Genomic DNA, 16,491 nt, shown 5'->3' with positions numbered 1-16,491 from the left:
CGGCGCGCCGTAGCGTGCGCTTGCGTGGCGAGGGCGGGGGGCGGTGCGGCTGACTATCCATCATGCGTTCTCCCAGAACCTGATGTGGATAAGTGACGGCTGTCCTTGTGCCATTGCAGTGAAGACAGCGCAGGAATCGAAGTCAAGGCAACGTCTTAGAACTGTATGAAATGTGATCAATTGCCATTTGGACTATGCCGGACGGGGCTTGCGGGGTTTGACGAACAAGTTATCCACATAGCCACCCACAGCAAATGGGGGTAACTGTGGATGATTAAAAAAATAACTTGCTGATTTGTAGAGAAAAATCGTGACTTATCCAGAATGACGGTTTGCCAGACGTATTGGTTGTTTTTTGATCACATTCTTGCAAGCCACGTTCTGTAAGGCCTGTAGGGGATGGCAAACACGTTATCCACAGAAGCGCCAACAGAGATCGGGGGTAACTTTGTCTTGTCTGTGGAAAAGCGTTGAAGGCTGTGTGAAATCGAGGTTTGTGCGGGAGTTTTTCGTTGAAACAGATGATTTGATTGTTTTTTGATCGATCCTTCGCAGGCCACGTTTAGTAAGGGTCTCAGCGGATAGCGAACATCTTATCCACAGAAACGCCAACAGAGATTGGGGGCAACTTGCTGAGTTATCCTGCCGAAAAAGCCCTGAAAATCCGTGACTTAGGCTGGTTGTTTTTTGATCAAAGGGCTGTAGGGCTTGATTGGCGCGGGGTGCAGGGATGGGCGAACACGTTATCCACAGATCCGCCAACAGGGATTGTGGGTAAACAGCCCCCCTCACCCCAGCCCTCTCCCTCCGGGAGAGGGAGCCGACCCAGGTGTATTGGAAATATGCAGCGACTTGCGACTTATGCGGTTTCCTTAGCTTGGCCAGACCTGAGTTCACGCCGATCTCTCAGGTCGATGTAACGCTTGAGTACGCCACCCTAGCCCTCTCCCTCCGGGAGAGGGCTAGGGTGAGGGGCTTTTCAGCGAACCACACCTTCTTCAATCAGCAACTTGAGAATCGCTTCAGCGCCAGCCTGTGCAGTAACACCCTTGAGCACCTGCCCCCCGCCGCCACTGGCCTTGGCCGTCGCGGCCTTCATCCGGTCCGCCCCACTCTTGGCCTTGATCACCTTCAAGCGTTTCGGCCGTGGCTTGGCCGGTTGCAAAGTAGCAACCGCGAGCAACTCATCGTCCACCACTTCGACGTCGTCAGCCTGCAAGACCCCGCGTCGCGCCGGCCCGTAGGCACTCTGCCGAGGTTTCGGCGCGGCGTTATCCACAGTCGCCAGAAACGGCAGCTTCACTTTCAACCGGCGCCGTTGCCCGCGCGGCAACGCTTGCAGCACCAGTGCTGAACCGTCATTGATCGACTCGACCTGCGCCAGTCCCACCACCAGCGGCCAGCCCAGACCTTCCGCCAGCAAGAACGGCAACATCCCCGAACCTTCACCGGTCTCTGCCTGGCTGCCGGTCAGCACCACCTGCGCACCGGCATCACGCAGATACGCGGTCAGCGCCGGCAGCGCATCGGCACCAGCCGGTTGCTCCAGCACATGCATCTGCTCAAGACCCATGCCCAGATAGGCGCGCAACGCCGGCTCCGCAACGTCGCCGGAATGCAGCACTTGCAAGTTATCCCCAGCCAGTTGCAAACCCAGTTCCACGGCGCGCGCGTCCTGATCAGCGCGGCGTGGCCGCCCGGAAGTAGGGTGAGCGCCGATTGAAACCAGACTGATTACTTTCGTGTTCATAGCGTTTCCTTAAGCCGCATCGCGCTTGGCTTCGTTGCGGTAAGCCGCCACCGCCTCGATCAACGCCTGAAGAATCTCTGCGCTCTCGCCGATCACAGAGAGGTCTGCACGCTTGATCATGTCGCAACCCGGATCGAGGTTGATCGCCACCACCTTGTCACAGGCACCAATGCCTTGCAGGTGCTGGATCGCCCCGGAAATCCCCACCGCAACATACACCCGCGCGGTAACCCAGGTGCCGGACGCACCGACCTGGCGATCACGGGCCATGAAGCCATCGTCCACCGCCACCCGCGACGCACCTTCGGTAGCGCCGAGTGCCGCCGCCGTTTCGTGGAACAGTGCCCAGTCCTTGACGCCGTTGCCGCCGGAGAAAATGAACTCCGCTTCGGCCATCGGAATCGCTGCCGGGTCGACCGCAACGGCGCCGAGATCTTCAATCCGCGACAGGCTACGAGCGACACTTGTGGATAACTCCACCGGCAACGCTTCGTGACGGGTTTCACTGACCGGCTCCGCGCATTCGGCCGCCGCCAGAATCAACCGTGCGACGGGACGGGCAAGGTCTTGCAGCCCCGCGCCAGCGCGGCCGATGCATTCCTGATCCTTGACCTGCCAGACCCGTGTCGCCGGGCGCTCGCCCAATGCCGCCGCAAAGCGTCGACCGAGTTCACCGCCACCGCTGCGGCTGTCCGGCAGCAACCAATGACGCGGGTTGAACTGGTTATCCACAGCGCGCAAACCTTGCACCCGTTGCTCCGGTGCATAACCACTAAAGGCTTCGCCCTCGAGTACCAGCAAGCGATCGACGCCAGCGGTCGCGAAAGCGTTTTCCTTATGCTCGCCAAAGACCACCGCCAGCACCGCGCCGTCATTGCCGGCGAGCTGATGAGCGAGGCCGAGCAAGTCGCGATCGTGGCTGCTCAGGCGGCCGCCGACCATGTCCGGAACCACACTGATATAGAACGCCGGCGCGGGCACCTGATGCAGCGGCAATTGCACTTCCACAGCCGCCGAGCGTTTGACCGCCCCGCCCTGTTGCGCGCCGCTGCGGTCGATACGCTTGATGCCGTTGGGGCCGATAAAACCGATGCCATGCAGATTCTTGCGAATGACGCCGTTGGGCCCCATCCAGCTGTGTTGCGCCGGTTGCATGGCCGCGTGCAGCGGGTGCAGGCGGTTACGCGCAATCCATTCGGCGCGCGGGTCGCGGCGGATAATGTCGCTCATCAGTGGGCCTCCGCAGGTTCACGTTTGGCCGGAGTGGCAGGCTTGCTTGGCGCGGCGTCTTCGAGCAGCGCGTCGGCGACCAGTTCGGCGATGTCCTTGATCAGCGGCCGCGGTTCGACCACGCCTTCGAGCATCGCCGTGCACTGTGGACAACCCACCGCCACCAGTTCGGCGCCGGTCTCGCGGATGTCTTCCATGCGCATATCAGGAATCCGTTGCTTACCCGGAATGTCGGTGATCGGCGCCCCGCCACCGCCGCCGCAGCAGCGCGAACGGAAGCCGGAACGTTGCATCTCTTTGACTTCAATACCGAGGGCACGCAGCACTTCGCGCGGCGCTTCGTACTCGCCGTTGTAACGACCGAGGTAGCACGGGTCGTGATAGGTCACGCTGTTGCCTTTGTGCTGACCGAGGTTCAACGCACCGGCCTGAATAATTTCCGCCATGTAGGTGCTGTGGTGTTGCACCAGATAGTTGCCGTCGAACGCGCCGTACTCGTTTTTCAACACATGGAAGCTATGCGGATCGCAGGTAACGATGCGGTTGAAGCTGTATTTGGCCAGGGTCTGGATGTTGCGCTTGGCGAGCAACTGGAAGGTTGCTTCATCGCCGAGACGGCGGGCCACGTCGCCACTGTCACGTTCTTCCAGCCCCAACACGGCGAAGTCGATTTTCGCCGCTTTCAGCACTTTGACGAACGCGCGCAAAGTGCGCTGGTTGCGCATGTCGAAGGCACCGTCGCCGACCCAGAACAGTACGTCGGTGGATTTCTTCTCGCTAAGCAGATTGAGGTTCAGATCCGCCGCCCAGTTCATCCGCCCGCCCGGGGCGAAACCGCCTGGGTTGTCGGTGGCGATCAGGTTTTCGAGGACCTCGGCGCCCTTATTCGGGGTCGCGCCTTTTTCCAGGGTCAGGTGCCGGCGCATGTCGACGATGGCGTCGACGTGCTCGATCATCATCGGGCACTCCTCGACGCAGGCACGGCAGGTGGTGCACGACCACAGGGTTTCGGCGTCGACCAGACCGTTAACGATCGGTTGATGTGGATTACCGCTGTGTTCGCCCACTGGTTTGCCGGGATACGGGCTGCCGGCGAACTTCGCATCGGTGCCACCGGCGAGACCGACGACCATGTCCTGAATCAGTTTCTTCGGGTTCAGCGGCTGACCGGCAGCGAACGCCGGGCACGCCGCTTCGCACTTGCCGCACTGCACGCAGGCGTCGAAACCGAGCAACTGGTTCCAGGTGAAATCCTTGGGTTTCTCTACCCCTAATGGCGCTGAAGGATCATTGAGATCCAGCGGTTTGAGGCCGGTGGAACGACCACCACCAAAACGTTCAGCGCGACGGTGCCACGCCAAGTGCAAGGCACCGGCAAAGGCGTGTTTCATCGGCCCGCCCCAGGTCATGCCGAAGAACAGTTCCGACACGCCCCACAACACGCCGATCCCGAGGATGACCGCGAGTATCCAGCCGCCAAAGTTTTCCGGAAGAATCCCGGCCACCGGCAAGGTCAGCAGAAAGAACGACGCCGAGAACGCCAGCAGGCTTTTCGGCAGGCGCATCCACGGGCCTTTCGACAGCCGCGCCGGCGGGTTGCGCCGACGCAGATAAACGAAGATCGCACCGACGAACATCACCGCCGTCATCAGCAGCAAGGCGTAACCGAGTATGCGGTTATGCAGGCCGAAACCGTGCACCAGCAGCGCCAGCACAATCGACGCCACCGCACCGCCGGCCGTGGCCACGTGGGTGTTGGCGATGTATTTGTCCCGCGCCACGACATGGTGCAAATCGACCATGTAGCGCTTGGGCATGGCGAACAGGCCGCCGATCAGATCGACCTTCGAGGCCCGGCCCCGGCGCCACATCGCTACCCGCCGCAACGCGCCGAGGACACCAAGCCCGATAGCTGCGAACAACAGGATTGGAAGAAGGGTGTTCAACATGGTGAAGCTCCCACCAGTACAACCTGGAGAAACACGGCGTTCAATGATCGTTCCCACGCTCTGCGTGGGAATGCATCCCGGGACGCTCCGCGTCCCAAGCGGACGCAGAGCGTCCATTGCGGCATTCCCACGCAGAGCGCGGGAACGATCGGTTCACTAGCCCTTAGAAATCCTTGCAGAGCCGCAGGGCGTCGTAGATCGCGGCGTGGGTGTTGCGCTGCGCCACGCAGTCGCCGATGCGGAACAGCAAGTAGCCGTCGCCGGTGGTGCTCAGCGAAGGTTGCGGCTGGATCGCGAACAACGCTTCAACGTCGATCTGGCCCTTGTTGCGCGAACCCTCTTTGAGCGCGTAGTAGATTTCTTCATCCGGACGCACGCCGTTCTCCACCACCACCTGGTCGACCACCCGCTCCTCTTTGGCGCCGGTGTATTCGTTTTCCAGCACCGCGACCAGTTTGTCGCCTTCGCGGTAAACCTTCTCCAGCATCATGTCGCCGGTCATGATCACTTCTTTCGGGTACATGCTGCGGTAGTAGGTCGGGAACGACGTACCGCCGATGGCCACGCCCGGTTTGATGTCGTCGGTGACAATCTCGACCTGGCTGCCTTTGTCGGCGAGGAAGTCAGCAACCGACATCCCGGTGAACTCGCAAATGGTGTCGTAGACCAGCACGTTCTTGCCCGGCGCGACCTTGCCGTCGAGCACGTCCCAGCTGCTGACCACCAGCCCTTCGGCGGCGCCCCAGTGTTCGTTCTGTTCCAGGTACGGATGCCCGCCGACCGCCAGCACCACCACGTCCGGACGCAAGTCCATGATGGTGTCGGCATCAGCTGCCGTGCCCAGGCGCAAATCGACTTTCAGCCGCGCCAGTTCCAGTTGGAACCAACGGGTAATACCGGCGATCTGGTCACGCTGCGGCGCTTTCGATGCGGTGGTGATCTGTCCGCCGATGAATTCCTTCTTCTCGAACAGGGTCACGTCGTGGCCACGCTCGGCAGCAACCCGTGCCGCTTCCATCCCGGCAGGGCCGGCACCGACGATCACCACTTTGCGCTTCGGCCCGGTGGATTTCTCGATGATGTGCGGCACGCCCATGTATTCACGGGACGTTGCAGCATTCTGGATGCACAGCACGTCGAGGCCTTGATACTGGCGGTCGATGCAATAGTTGGCGCCGACGCACTGTTTGATCTGGTCGATCTGGCCCATCTTGATCTTGGCGATCAGGTGCGGGTCAGCAATGTGCGCGCGGGTCATGCCGACCATGTCGACGTAACCGCCTTCAAGGATGCGCGTGGCCTGGTTCGGATCCTTGATGTTCTGTGCGTGCAGCACCGGCACCTTGACCACTTCCTTGATCCCGGCGGCCAGATGCAGGAACGGCTCCGGTGGATAACTCATGTTCGGAATCACGTTGGCCAGGGTGTTGTGAGTGTCACAACCCGAGCCGACAACACCGAGGAAGTCGAGCATGCCGGTGTCGTCGTAGTACTTAGCGATCTGCTTCATGTCCTCGTGGGACAAGCCGTCCGGGTGGAACTCGTCACCGCAGATACGCATGCCCACGCAGAAGTCGTCACCGACCTCGGCGCGCACGGCTTTCAGCACTTCCAGACCGAACTTCATCCGGCCTTCGAAGGTGCCGCCCCATTCGTCGGTACGCTTGTTGACGCGCGGGCTCCAGAACTGGTCGATCATGTGCTGGTGCACCGCTGACAGCTCAACGCCGTCGAGACCACCGGCCTTGGCCCGACGCGCCGCCTGGGCATAGTTGCCAATCACCCGCCAGATTTCTTCCGGCTCGATGGTTTTGCAGGTGGCGCGGTGTACCGGTTCACGGATGCCCGAGGGCGACATCAGCGTCGGCCAGTTGAAGCCGTCCCAGCGCGAGCGCCGGCCCATGTGGGTAATCTGAATCATGATTTTAGCGCCATGCTTGTGCATGGCATCGGCCAGGTTCTGGAAATGCGGAATGATGCGGTCGGTGGACAAATTCACCGAGCTCCACCATTCCTGCGGGCTGTCGATGGCGACCACAGAGGAGCCGCCGCAAATCGCCAGGCCGATGCCGCCCTTGGCTTTCTCTTCGTAGTATTTGACGTAGCGGTCGGTGGTCATGCCGCCGTCCGTTGCGTAGACCTCAGCGTGCGCGGTGCTGAGCACGCGGTTGCGGATGGTCAGTTTACCGATCTGGATCGGCTGGAACATTGCTTCGAAAGCCATGGCGGGTTCCTCGACTTACAACGGCTTGACGGTGAACAGGCCGTCGTCGTGGCCTTCTTCGGAGCCACCGTAGACTTGCTCGGCGACGGTGCGAATCTTGCTGCCGCGAGCCTCAAGAATCTGATCCATGGCCCCGGCAAACCAACCGGTAAACATGTAATCGACTTTGCGCCCGACCTTGCCGTAGACGTAGACGAATGCCGAGTGTTCGAGCTTGACGCTGGCAGTGCCTTTGTCGAGGTCGATGTCCTGAATCTTGAACAGGCCCCAGCCGCGCTGCGACAGGCGCTTCATGTAATGCTCGAATACCGCGACGCCTTCCAGGCCGTGGCATTCAGCTTCTTTCTCGCACCAGTGCCAGGCGGACTTGTAGCCGGCCTTGTAGAGGATCTCGGCATAAGCTTCAGCGCCCAAAACCTCTTCGATGCCCATGTGGTTGTTGACGAAGAAGTGACGCGGTACGTACAGCATTGGCAGGGCGTCGGAGGTCCAGACACCGGTCTCGCTGTCGACTTCGATTGGCAATTGCGGGGCGATCTTGGCCATGGAAACTTAACTCCAGAAAAATTCGTGGTTGGTGCCGAGCAAAGCTTTTGCTCTGCTCTTATAAACAAGCCGTATGAATGACTTTGGAGCCGTAGCGAGCACGTCGAGAGCAAGGAAGGACCGGAGCGACAAGCGAGACAGTACGGGACGTACGGCGAGTTTGGCGCGAGGACCTGACGCAGCTATCGGCGAGCGGAGTAGGCTCCAGAGTTATTCATTCGCCCCAGACGTCTTTGAGGACGTTCACCCAGTTTTCGCCCATGATCTTGCGCACGACGCGCTCGGAGTGGCCGCGCTTGAGCAGGGTTTCGGTCAGGTTCGGGAACTCGCCGACGGTGCGGATGCCCAGCGGGTTGATGATCTTGCCGAAGCTGGTCAGACGGCGGGCGTAGCCCTTGTCGTGGGTCAGGTATTCGAAGAAGTCCTGACCGTGACCCTGGGTGAAATCGGTGCCGATGCCGATGGAATCTTCGCCAACGATGTTCATTACGTATTCGATGGCTTCGGCGTAGTCGTCGATGGTCGAATCGATGCCCTTGGCGAGGAACGGCGCGAACATGGTCACGCCGACGAAACCGCCGTGGTCGGCAATGAACTTCAGTTCTGCATCGGACTTGTTGCGCGGGTGCTCTTTGAGACCCGACGGCAGGCAGTGGGAATAGCAGACCGGTTTTTTCGATTCGAGGATGACTTCTTCGGAAGTCTTGGAACCGACGTGGGACAAGTCGCACATGACGCCAACGCGGTTCATCTCGGCGACGATTTCGCGACCGAAACCCGACAGGCCGCCGTCACGCTCGTAGCAACCGGTGCCGACCAGATTCTGGGTGTTGTAGCACATCTGCACGATGCCGACGCCGAGCTGTTTGAACACCTCGACATAGCCGATCTGGTCTTCAAACGCGTGAGCATTCTGGAAGCCGAAGAGGATGCCGGTCTTGCCTTGTTCCTTGGCGCGACGGATGTCGGCAGTGGTGCGCACTGGCATCACCAGGTCGCTGTTTTCGCGGATCAGCTTCTGGCTGGCAGCGATGTTGTTCACGGTCGCCTGAAAGCCTTCCCACACCGAAACAGTGCAGTTGGCCGCCGTCAGACCGCCCTTGCGCATGTCTTCGAACAGCTCGCGGTTCCATTTGGCAATGATCAGACCGTCGATAACGATGCTGTCGGCGTGTAATTCGGCTGGGCTCATCAGGCGTCCCCTTATTGGCGATTCATGCGCCGAATCGTCTGCCGGCGCTTTGGGGCCAGCATATGCCTCGGTGCCGGGGCGACCGGGTGCAAAAACGACAGGGGAATTGCCGAAAGCGTCAATCCGCGACAAAGGGTCGCCAGGCGCCCCGATCAGCTACCTGTTCAAGCCCGCCAGCTTGAGCCAGAATCTGGCCCATCTTGGAAACACCACTGGATTAGAGCGGCGACAACAATGAAATCGATCTTCCTGGCTTTGGCTTTGCTTGCGACCGGCGTACACGCCGCTGAAGAGTCCGACAACAACCCGTGCGACGCCGTCGAAAACGACGTCCAGACCCTGGAATGCTCGACCTACAGCCGCACTACTGCAGAAGACCTGCTCAAGGACAACTACGCCAGCCTCAACGAACGCATGCAGACGGCGTATGGCAAGAACCCGACGCAATTGGCGGACATTACCGCCAAGATCAAGACGGCTCAGCAGCAGTGGTTGAAGACGCGGGACGCGGATTGTGCGGTGGAGGCGTTCCCGGCTACGGCGGGGAGCAAGGCGTTCACGATTGCGCAGAATGATTGCGTGGCGCGGATGAGTGATGAACGGTCGGAGTTTTTGGAGTCGATTGGGCAGGAATAGTCCTCAAAATTTGAAGGAAAATTGGCACTGCTTTCTGCAATTGCCTCGTGAATCTCTTCTTCTTACGGCACATGCCGACTTCGCCTACACCTATTGCGTGAAAGCCCCGATCTACGGGCGCTTCACGCAATATCCTGACAACTGTTCTTGATTGGCCGCCTTGAAAATATAAGCAAAGATTCGCGAATCTTATAAAAGACTTATATTCTTCCATGAACAGCATCCACTGGACACGAAAGGCCGTTAAGCAACTCCTGAAATTGCACTGCGCTCATCAAGGACAGGTTCGTGATGCCATCACGGCGCTCGCTAACATGCCTAATGTCGGCAACGTCAAATCATTGGTTGGACATGAATATGCTTACCGATTGCGAGTCGGCAACTATCGGGTCATGTTCGACTGGGACGGCGCAATCAAAGTGGTCAGTATTCAAGAGGTCAAAAAACGCGATGAACGCACCTACTGACATCCAAATCATCAACGACGCCGAGGGCAAACCGGCCTTCGTGGTCATTCCCTATGCGCAATATGTCGCGCAGAAAATGCAGCCCGATCTGATTCCCCATGAAGTGGTCAGTCGGATGGTCGACGGAGCGACACCGATCCGTGCCTGGCGCGAATACCTAAACCTGACTCAGGAAGAAGTCGCCAAACGCATGGGCATTTCGCAACCGGCGTTTGCTCAACAGGAAACGGTGTCCAAGCCACGAAAAGCAACTCGCGAAAAGATTGCGGCGGCCTTTGGAATCACCTCTGAGCAGCTTGAGCTCTAGCCGGTAACGGCGTGTTTGCCTGCTGCAAAAGCCAGGCATTCACACCGCCACCCGATGCCAGCATCAGTCGTGAAATGGAGAACGAGGTTTCACATGATCGAGGATCAGACGTGGCGCCTCATACTCATACCCCAAGTCAGTAATGTCGCTCACATTCCGAGCAGACTGCGCAAACGGCTCGAGCACATCATCGTAGTTATGTCCCTTCGGACCATTGATCAGCGGCGCGTAATGCGGCGCCCAACGTTCGTTGCTCTGGAGCATCAGCGACTGCCAGTCTGCCCACACTTTGTCGACAAAGCAGTGATGAAGGAAGAACACCGGATCATCTGGAGAGGTCATCGGCAACATATTGCCGCCCACCCAGAGGTGGACGCGATTATGCAGTTGTGAACCCGCAGTGGTTACCTGCGGATCACCGCGCTGGGTGATCCAGCCTTCCAGACGATTTCGGAAGCCGCGCACAGTCGGGCCTGAATCATAAGGCGGGGTGTCGTAAAGACTTTCACGCAAGGCCATTTGCAGATCTTCCGGGGTCGGCAATGAGTTCACGACCAGCCCGAACTGGCGCTTCAAACCAGGACCTGGCAAATCGTCATCCGGATAGGAGGGAACCGGCCATTGTCCATGCTTAAAGGCAAACCGACCGGTTGCGACACGCCAGTCATCGCCTTCAACACCATTACCGCCCATGAAATCCTCAGCCCATACCGGAGAGTTGAGCGGGTCGGCAGCATCTTCGGTCCAGTTCCAGTACGGAATCGTGATGGAGGGGTCAATCGCCTGAAGGTCATTTTCGAACTTCAGCAAAAACGCGCGGTGCCATGGCAGGAATGAAGGCCCCCGATGGGCGCCATTGCGGTAGTTTGGATCGTTTGGTTCATGTGGCAGAACTGTAGGCTTCATGACTTGGTGATGCAGGTGTACATACTCGTCATATTGACCTGACTGTTTGAGCTGGAGGCAGGCGGCGACGAAGTTGGTTTTTTCGTTTTGGGTCAATGAGCGAATGTTCTTGCGTAGTTTCATGTCTTCAGTCCCTTGAGCGAGGTCACGAATGGGAAAGGACGATAATCGTCCCAATCCCCCGGCAACCAAGCTAGGCGCCTGCCGGAAGGCCGTCTACTGTCAGAAATTACAGGTCAGTAACGAATTCCGACCAGCGGTATTGCACCGCTGGGGCACCGACGCGAGTGACTTGACCGCCCGACTGCGTCAACATGACTGCCATCCAATTCGCTCATAAGGTCACTCGCCCATGAACATCTGCGGCATCGAAATCAAAGGCAGCGAAGCGATCATCGCCGTGGCCGCTCTCGACGGTTCGACCTTGAGCCACATTCCCCTTGCCACCAAGAAAATCGCCCTCGAAGACGATGACGAAGCGGCCAACGTGAAGTTGTTCGCGGCGCAGGTGGCGTCGTTTGTGCGGGAGAATTCGGTTGACCGGATTGCGATCAAGAAGCGCAGCAAGAAGGGTGAGTTTGCCGGCGGGCCGACCACTTTCAAGATTGAGGGGATTTTGCAGCTGCTGGATGGCTGTGAAGTGACGTTGTTGTCGCCGCAGACGATCAATGCGCAGGCGAAGAAGCATAATTTCGAACTGCCGGGGACGCTGAACAAGTATCAGCATGAGGCTTATAAGGCTGCGTGTTCGGCGTTGGTGAAGAAGTAACGCGATCAAACTGTAGGAGTGAGCCTGCTCGCGATGACGAAGTGTCAGTCGACATCAGTGTTGTCTGACTTACCGCTATCGCGAGCAGGCTCACTCCTACAGGGGTTTTGGGTACATCCATTCAGGCCTGGGCGGTACGGCGGTCTTCGCGGGGACAGCGGGCGAATTTTGCGCGGTAACTGCGGGTGAAGTACGACGGCGATTCGAAGCCGCAGGCGATGCTGACTTCGAGCACGCTCATGTCAGTCTGGCGCAGCAGTTGCCGGGCCTTTTCCAGGCGCAGACGCAGGTAGAAATTGCTCGGCGTGTCGTTCAGGTGCAGCCGGAACAAGCGCTCCAGTTGCCGCCGCGTGACCTTGATCGATTCCGCCAATTGCAGCGTAGTCAGCGGCGGTTCGCTGTGCTGCTCCATCTCGCCAATCACCTGCACCAGTTTCTTGTTGCTGATCCCGTAACGCGTGGCCACTTCCATGCGCTGGTGATCTTTTCGCGGTCGAATTCGCCCCAGCACAAATTGCTCGCTGACCTGAATCGCCAGTTGCGCCCCATGGGCCTGGGCGATCAGATCGAGCATTAAATCGATGGAGGCGGTGCCGCCCGCTGAGGTGATGCGCCGACGGTCGATCTCGAACAGCTCCTGAGTGACGCTGAGCTGTGGATAAGATTCCTTGAACGCATCGATCGCTTCCCAGTGCAGCGTCAAGCGATGGCCGTCGAGCAAACCGGCTTCGGCGAGGACGAAGCTGCCGGTGTCAATGGCACCAAGGGTCACGCCTTCGTTATCCAGCCGCCGCAACCAGTGTTCAAGGGTTGGCGTGGCGAACTTCAGTGGTTCAAACCCGGCCACCACCAGCAGCGTCGCGCCTTTCTTCAACGGCTCCAGCGCCGCGTCGGCGTTGACCGACATGCCGTTGCTCGCCAGCACCGCCCCGCCATCGGCACTCAACACATGCCAGCGGTACAACTCGCCACGAAAGCGGTTGGCCACACGCAGCGGTTCAATTGCGGAAATAAAACCGATGGCGGAGAACCCCGGCATCAGCAAGAAGTAGAAATCCTGGGACATGTGCGCACTCGATTCGCGGGTAACGAGAGGGAGGGTAGCGTGGCTCGTTGATACGCCGATTGTCGTCGGCGTTCAAGGGCACAGGTCGCTACAGTGCAAATGCCAGTCGCCGCAGTGCGCTTTCACCGGCCCACAGCTGCGTAACTTTGCATCACCGGCGCATCAGACACCGGAACTCACAATAAACGACCTGCCGAGGAACCCGACATGAAACGACTGATCAGCAGCTGTGTTCTTGCACTCAGCGGTACCGCTTTCTTGAGCGCCAGCGTCATGGCGGCCGAACCCGCCTCGTGCCAGAACGTGCGCATGGGCGTGGTCAACTGGACCGACGTGATCGCCACCAGTGCCATGACCCAGGTCCTGCTCGACGGCCTCGGCTACAACACCAAACAAACCAGTGCGTCCCAGCAAATCATCTTCGCCGGGATCCGCGATCAGCGCCTGGACCTGTTCCTCGGTTACTGGAACCCGCTGATGACCCAGACCATCACCCCGTTCGTCGACGCCAATCAGGTCAAAGTCCTCGAAGCGCCAAGCCTGAAAGATGCCCGTGCGACCCTCGCCGTGCCGACTTATCTGGCCGACAAGGGCCTGAAAACCTTCGCCGACATTGCCAAGTTCGAAAAAGAACTGGGCGGCAAGATCTACGGCATCGAGCCAGGCTCGGGCGCCAACACGCAGATCAAGGCGATGATCGCCAAGAACCAGTTCGGCCTCGGCAAGTTCCAGTTGGTCGAGTCGAGCGAGGCCGGCATGCTCGCCGCCGTCGACCGCGCCGTGCGCCGCAAAGAGGCCGTGGTGTTCTTCGGCTGGGCGCCGCACCCGATGAACGTCAACGTCAAGATGACTTATCTGACCGGCAGCGACGACGCCCTCGGCCCGAACGAAGGCATGGCCACCGTGTGGACAGTGACCGCGCCGAAATACGCCGAGCAATGCCCGAACATTGGTCGCCTGCTGACCAATCTGACGTTCACCGCCGAGGACGAGAGCCGGATGATGCAGCCGCTGCTCGACCACAAGGACGCCTTCGAATCGGCCAAGCAATGGCTCAAGGATCACCCGGAAGACAAGCAGCGCTGGCTGGAAGGTGTGACCACGTTCGATGGCAAACCGGCGGCTGAAAACCTGCAGCTGACCAGCAAATAACCCTCTCATTTAAAAGCCCCTCACCCTAGCCCTCTCCCAAGGGGAGAGGGAACTGAACGACGCTTCGCAGCCCGGAAAAGGGCTGCGGACAGACCCATCACGCCTGAAGGAAACCGCACCATGAACCACGACGTCATCATCACCTGCGCACTCACCGGTGCTGGCGACACGACCGCCAAGAGCCCACACGTGCCGGTCACCCCGAAACAAATCGCTGCGGCGGCCGTTGAAGCGGCCAAGGCTGGCGCCACGGTTGTGCACTGCCATGTGCGCGATCCGCAGACCGGCAAGTTCAGCCGCGACGTGGCGCTGTACCGCGAAGTGATGGAGCGCATCCGCGAGGCCGACGTCGACATCATCGTCAACCTCACCGCCGGTATGGGCGGCGACCTGGAGATCGGCGCGGGCGAGAACCCGATGGAGTTCGGCCCGAACACCGATCTGGTCGGCCCGCTGACCCGTCTCGCCCACGTTGAAGAGTTGCTGCCGGAAATCTGCACCCTCGATTGCGGCACGCTGAACTTCGGCGATGGCGACACCATTTATGTCTCCACTCCGGCGCAACTGCGTGCCGGCGCCAAGCGCATTACCGAGCTGGGCGTGAAGGCCGAGCTGGAGATTTTCGACACCGGTCACCTGTGGTTCGCCAAGCAGATGATCAAGGAAGGTCTGCTCGATAACCCGTTGTTCCAGCTGTGCCTGGGCATCCCGTGGGGCGCGCCGGCGGATACCACCACGATGAAAGCCATGGTCGACAACCTGCCCGCCGATGCGGTGTGGGCCGGGTTTGGCATTGGCCGTATGCAGATGCCAATGGCAGCGCAAGCGGTGCTGTTGGGCGGCAACGTGCGGGTCGGGCTGGAAGACAACCTGTGGCTGGACAAGGGCGTGCTGGCGACCAACGGCCAACTGGTCGAACGCGCCACCGAAATCCTCAGCCGCCTCGGCGCCCGGGTGCTCACCCCGGCCGAGGGCCGCAAGAAAATGGGCCTGACCCAGCGCGGTTAACCCTCAGCTCAAAAAATGGGGCTCTAACTGCCCCCCAAATTTCACCTGTAGGAGCTGCCGAAGGCTGCGATCTTTTGATTTTGTTTCTCAAGATCAAGATCAAGATCAAAAGATCGCAGCCTTCGGCAGCTCCTACAGGGATTACCTTCCACGGGAAAATTCCTATGAGCTTTATCACCGAAATCAAAACCTTCGCCGCGCTGGGCAGCGGTGTCATCGGCAGTGGCTGGGTCGCGCGCGCCCTCGCCCATGGCCTCGATGTGGTGGCCTGGGACCCGGCACCGGGCGCCGAAGCGGCGCTGCGTAAACGCGTAGCCAATGCCTGGGGCGCACTGGAGAAAAACGGTCTGGCGCCGGGCGCGTCGCAGGATCGTCTGCGCTTTGTCGCGACCATCGAAGAATGCGTACGCGATGCCGACTTCATTCAGGAAAGCGCCCCGGAACGCCTGGAACTGAAACTCGAGCTGCACAGCAAAATCAGCGCCGCGGCCAAGCCTAATGCGTTGATCGGTTCGAGTACCTCGGGCCTGCTGCCAAGTGAGTTCTACGAGAGCTCAACGCACCCCGAACGTTGCGTGGTCGGCCACCCGTTCAACCCGGTTTATCTGCTGCCGCTGGTCGAAGTCGTGGGTGGCAAGAACACCGCGCCCGAGGCCGTTCAGGCAGCGATGAAAGTCTACGAATCCCTCGGCATGCGTCCGCTGCACGTGCGCAAAGAAGTGCCCGGTTTCATCGCCGACCGCTTGCTCGAAGCGCTGTGGCGTGAGGCGCTGCACCTGGTCAACGATGGTGTCGCGACCACTGGCGAGATCGATGATGCGATTCGCTTTGGCGCCGGCCTGCGCTGGTCGTTCATGGGTACGTTCCTGACTTATACCTTGGCCGGGGGTGATGCCGGCATGCGCCACTTCATGTCGCAATTCGGCCCGGCGTTGCAGTTGCCGTGGACGTATCTGCCAGCGCCGGAACTGACTGACAAGTTGATTGATGATGTGGTTGATGGCACCAGTGATCAGCTTGGTCGTCACAGCATTTCGGCGCTGGAGCGCTATCGTGATGATTGCTTGCTGGCGGTGCTTGAGGCGGTGAAGACCACAAAGGAAAAGCATGGGATGGCGTTCAGCGAGTGATATGTCTGCCGTGACATTGCAGTCCCTCACCCTAGCCCTCTCCCGGAGGTAGAGGGGACTGACCGTGTTGATTGTTCGAGTTACGCCGACTTGCACCACCGAGCCGAACTCAAGTTTTGAATAGCATAAAGATCGGCTCCCTTTCCCCCTCGCCCCCTT

The 16,491-nt window shown here is 59.6% G+C and carries 15 protein-coding genes; 7 read left to right on the top strand and 8 right to left on the bottom strand.

All coding sequences use genetic code 11. The features are described from left to right. Window positions 1-979: 979 nt before the first annotated feature. The 6 genes from CKW26_RS22835 to CKW26_RS22810 form a co-directional block, all read right to left on the bottom strand. Entirely contained in the window at window positions 980-1,750 is a 771-nt protein-coding gene (locus tag CKW26_RS22835; RefSeq protein ID WP_095050264.1) for an electron transfer flavoprotein subunit beta, read from the bottom strand. 9 nt (window positions 1,751-1,759) lie between these two features. Then, on the bottom strand, window positions 1,760-2,980 hold the full coding sequence (locus CKW26_RS22830; RefSeq protein ID WP_095050263.1) for an electron transfer flavoprotein subunit alpha/FixB family protein: 1,221 nt from the start codon (window positions 2,978-2,980) through the stop codon (window positions 1,760-1,762). Then, a complete protein-coding gene (gene dgcB / locus CKW26_RS22825) occupies window positions 2,980-4,929 on the bottom strand; it encodes a dimethylglycine demethylation protein DgcB (protein WP_095050262.1) in 1,950 nt (649 codons plus the stop codon). Before dgcB ends, CKW26_RS22830 begins: the two co-directional genes overlap by 1 nt. Before the next feature lie 163 nt (window positions 4,930-5,092). Next, on the bottom strand, window positions 5,093-7,153 hold the full coding sequence (dgcA, locus tag CKW26_RS22820) for a dimethylglycine demethylation protein DgcA (protein ID WP_095050261.1): 2,061 nt from the start codon (window positions 7,151-7,153) through the stop codon (window positions 5,093-5,095). Between the two features lie 15 nt (window positions 7,154-7,168). After that, the gene (locus CKW26_RS22815; RefSeq protein WP_008083165.1) at window positions 7,169-7,699 is read right to left on the bottom strand and encodes a DUF5943 domain-containing protein; all 531 of its coding nucleotides are present in this window, start codon (window positions 7,697-7,699) and stop codon (window positions 7,169-7,171) included. Between the two features lie 214 nt (window positions 7,700-7,913). Continuing rightward, a complete protein-coding gene (locus tag CKW26_RS22810; protein WP_095050260.1) occupies window positions 7,914-8,891 on the bottom strand; it encodes a dipeptidase in 978 nt (325 codons plus the stop codon). A gap of 234 nt (window positions 8,892-9,125) precedes the next feature. On the opposite strand from CKW26_RS22810, the gene CKW26_RS22805 reads away from it, so the two are divergent. From CKW26_RS22805 to CKW26_RS22795, 3 genes are all read left to right on the top strand, one after another. Then, on the top strand, window positions 9,126-9,527 hold the full coding sequence (locus CKW26_RS22805) for a lysozyme inhibitor LprI family protein (RefSeq protein WP_077574880.1): 402 nt from the start codon (window positions 9,126-9,128) through the stop codon (window positions 9,525-9,527). Between the two features lie 212 nt (window positions 9,528-9,739). After that, window positions 9,740-9,994, top strand: a complete 255-nt coding sequence (locus tag CKW26_RS22800; RefSeq protein ID WP_095050259.1) for a type II toxin-antitoxin system RelE/ParE family toxin — start codon at window positions 9,740-9,742, stop codon at window positions 9,992-9,994. Then, the gene (locus CKW26_RS22795) at window positions 9,978-10,301 is read left to right on the top strand and encodes a helix-turn-helix domain-containing protein (RefSeq protein ID WP_095050258.1); all 324 of its coding nucleotides are present in this window, start codon (window positions 9,978-9,980) and stop codon (window positions 10,299-10,301) included. Before CKW26_RS22800 ends, CKW26_RS22795 begins: the two co-directional genes overlap by 17 nt. 63 nt (window positions 10,302-10,364) lie before the next feature. On the opposite strand, the gene CKW26_RS22790 is transcribed toward CKW26_RS22795, so the two are convergent. After that, window positions 10,365-11,330 (bottom strand): tyrosinase family protein, encoded by a 966-nt coding sequence (locus CKW26_RS22790; RefSeq protein WP_095050257.1) that lies wholly within the window; start codon window positions 11,328-11,330, stop codon window positions 10,365-10,367. A 229-nt stretch (window positions 11,331-11,559) separates the two neighbouring features. Here CKW26_RS22790 and CKW26_RS22785 point away from each other — a divergent pair, with 229 nt between their 5' ends. Beyond that, entirely contained in the window at window positions 11,560-11,976 is a 417-nt protein-coding gene (locus CKW26_RS22785) for a DUF3010 family protein (RefSeq protein WP_095050256.1), read from the top strand. A gap of 121 nt (window positions 11,977-12,097) precedes the next feature. Here CKW26_RS22785 and CKW26_RS22780 read toward each other — a convergent pair whose 3' ends face one another. Beyond that, window positions 12,098-13,042, bottom strand: coding sequence for a GlxA family transcriptional regulator (locus CKW26_RS22780; RefSeq protein ID WP_095050255.1), 945 nt, complete (start codon window positions 13,040-13,042; stop codon window positions 12,098-12,100). Between the two features lie 207 nt (window positions 13,043-13,249). Between CKW26_RS22780 and CKW26_RS22775 the strand changes: the two genes are divergently transcribed. From CKW26_RS22775 to CKW26_RS22765, 3 genes are all read left to right on the top strand, one after another. Next, the gene (locus tag CKW26_RS22775; protein WP_095050254.1) at window positions 13,250-14,194 is read left to right on the top strand and encodes a choline ABC transporter substrate-binding protein; all 945 of its coding nucleotides are present in this window, start codon (window positions 13,250-13,252) and stop codon (window positions 14,192-14,194) included. Window positions 14,195-14,314: 120 nt separating this feature from the next. Beyond that, complete coding sequence (locus CKW26_RS22770; protein WP_016983621.1) at window positions 14,315-15,202, top strand: 3-keto-5-aminohexanoate cleavage protein; 888 nt, start codon at window positions 14,315-14,317, stop codon at window positions 15,200-15,202. Window positions 15,203-15,366: 164 nt separating this feature from the next. Further along, on the top strand, window positions 15,367-16,332 hold the full coding sequence (locus tag CKW26_RS22765) for an L-carnitine dehydrogenase (RefSeq protein ID WP_095050253.1): 966 nt from the start codon (window positions 15,367-15,369) through the stop codon (window positions 16,330-16,332). Window positions 16,333-16,491 lie beyond the last annotated feature (159 nt).

The organism is Pseudomonas sp. Irchel s3h9, assembly GCF_900187475.1.
GTDB classification, from domain to species: domain Bacteria; phylum Pseudomonadota; class Gammaproteobacteria; order Pseudomonadales; family Pseudomonadaceae; genus Aquipseudomonas; species Aquipseudomonas neuropathica.
The sequence above is the reverse complement of the archived record's forward strand: the minus strand, read 5'-3'. Positions and strand labels throughout refer to the sequence as shown.

Bases quoted from the DNA above. Each gene is read 5' to 3' on its own strand.
- CKW26_RS22835 (WP_095050264.1), bottom strand. From the start codon at position 1,750: ATGAACACGAAAGTAATCAGTCTGGTTTCAATCGGCGCTCACCCTACT.
- CKW26_RS22830 (WP_095050263.1), bottom strand. From the start codon at position 2,980: ATGAGCGACATTATCCGCCGCGACCCGCGCGCCGAATGGATTGCGCGT.
- dgcB (WP_095050262.1), bottom strand. From the start codon at position 4,929: ATGTTGAACACCCTTCTTCCAATCCTGTTGTTCGCAGCTATCGGGCTT.
- dgcA (WP_095050261.1), bottom strand. From the start codon at position 7,153: ATGGCTTTCGAAGCAATGTTCCAGCCGATCCAGATCGGTAAACTGACC.
- CKW26_RS22815 (WP_008083165.1), bottom strand. From the start codon at position 7,699: ATGGCCAAGATCGCCCCGCAATTGCCAATCGAAGTCGACAGCGAGACC.
- CKW26_RS22810 (WP_095050260.1), bottom strand. From the start codon at position 8,891: ATGAGCCCAGCCGAATTACACGCCGACAGCATCGTTATCGACGGTCTG.
- CKW26_RS22805 (WP_077574880.1), top strand. From the start codon at position 9,126: ATGAAATCGATCTTCCTGGCTTTGGCTTTGCTTGCGACCGGCGTACAC.
- CKW26_RS22800 (WP_095050259.1), top strand. From the start codon at position 9,740: ATGAACAGCATCCACTGGACACGAAAGGCCGTTAAGCAACTCCTGAAA.
- CKW26_RS22795 (WP_095050258.1), top strand. From the start codon at position 9,978: ATGAACGCACCTACTGACATCCAAATCATCAACGACGCCGAGGGCAAA.
- CKW26_RS22790 (WP_095050257.1), bottom strand. From the start codon at position 11,330: ATGAAACTACGCAAGAACATTCGCTCATTGACCCAAAACGAAAAAACC.
- CKW26_RS22785 (WP_095050256.1), top strand. From the start codon at position 11,560: ATGAACATCTGCGGCATCGAAATCAAAGGCAGCGAAGCGATCATCGCC.
- CKW26_RS22780 (WP_095050255.1), bottom strand. From the start codon at position 13,042: ATGTCCCAGGATTTCTACTTCTTGCTGATGCCGGGGTTCTCCGCCATC.
- CKW26_RS22775 (WP_095050254.1), top strand. From the start codon at position 13,250: ATGAAACGACTGATCAGCAGCTGTGTTCTTGCACTCAGCGGTACCGCT.
- CKW26_RS22770 (WP_016983621.1), top strand. From the start codon at position 14,315: ATGAACCACGACGTCATCATCACCTGCGCACTCACCGGTGCTGGCGAC.
- CKW26_RS22765 (WP_095050253.1), top strand. From the start codon at position 15,367: ATGAGCTTTATCACCGAAATCAAAACCTTCGCCGCGCTGGGCAGCGGT.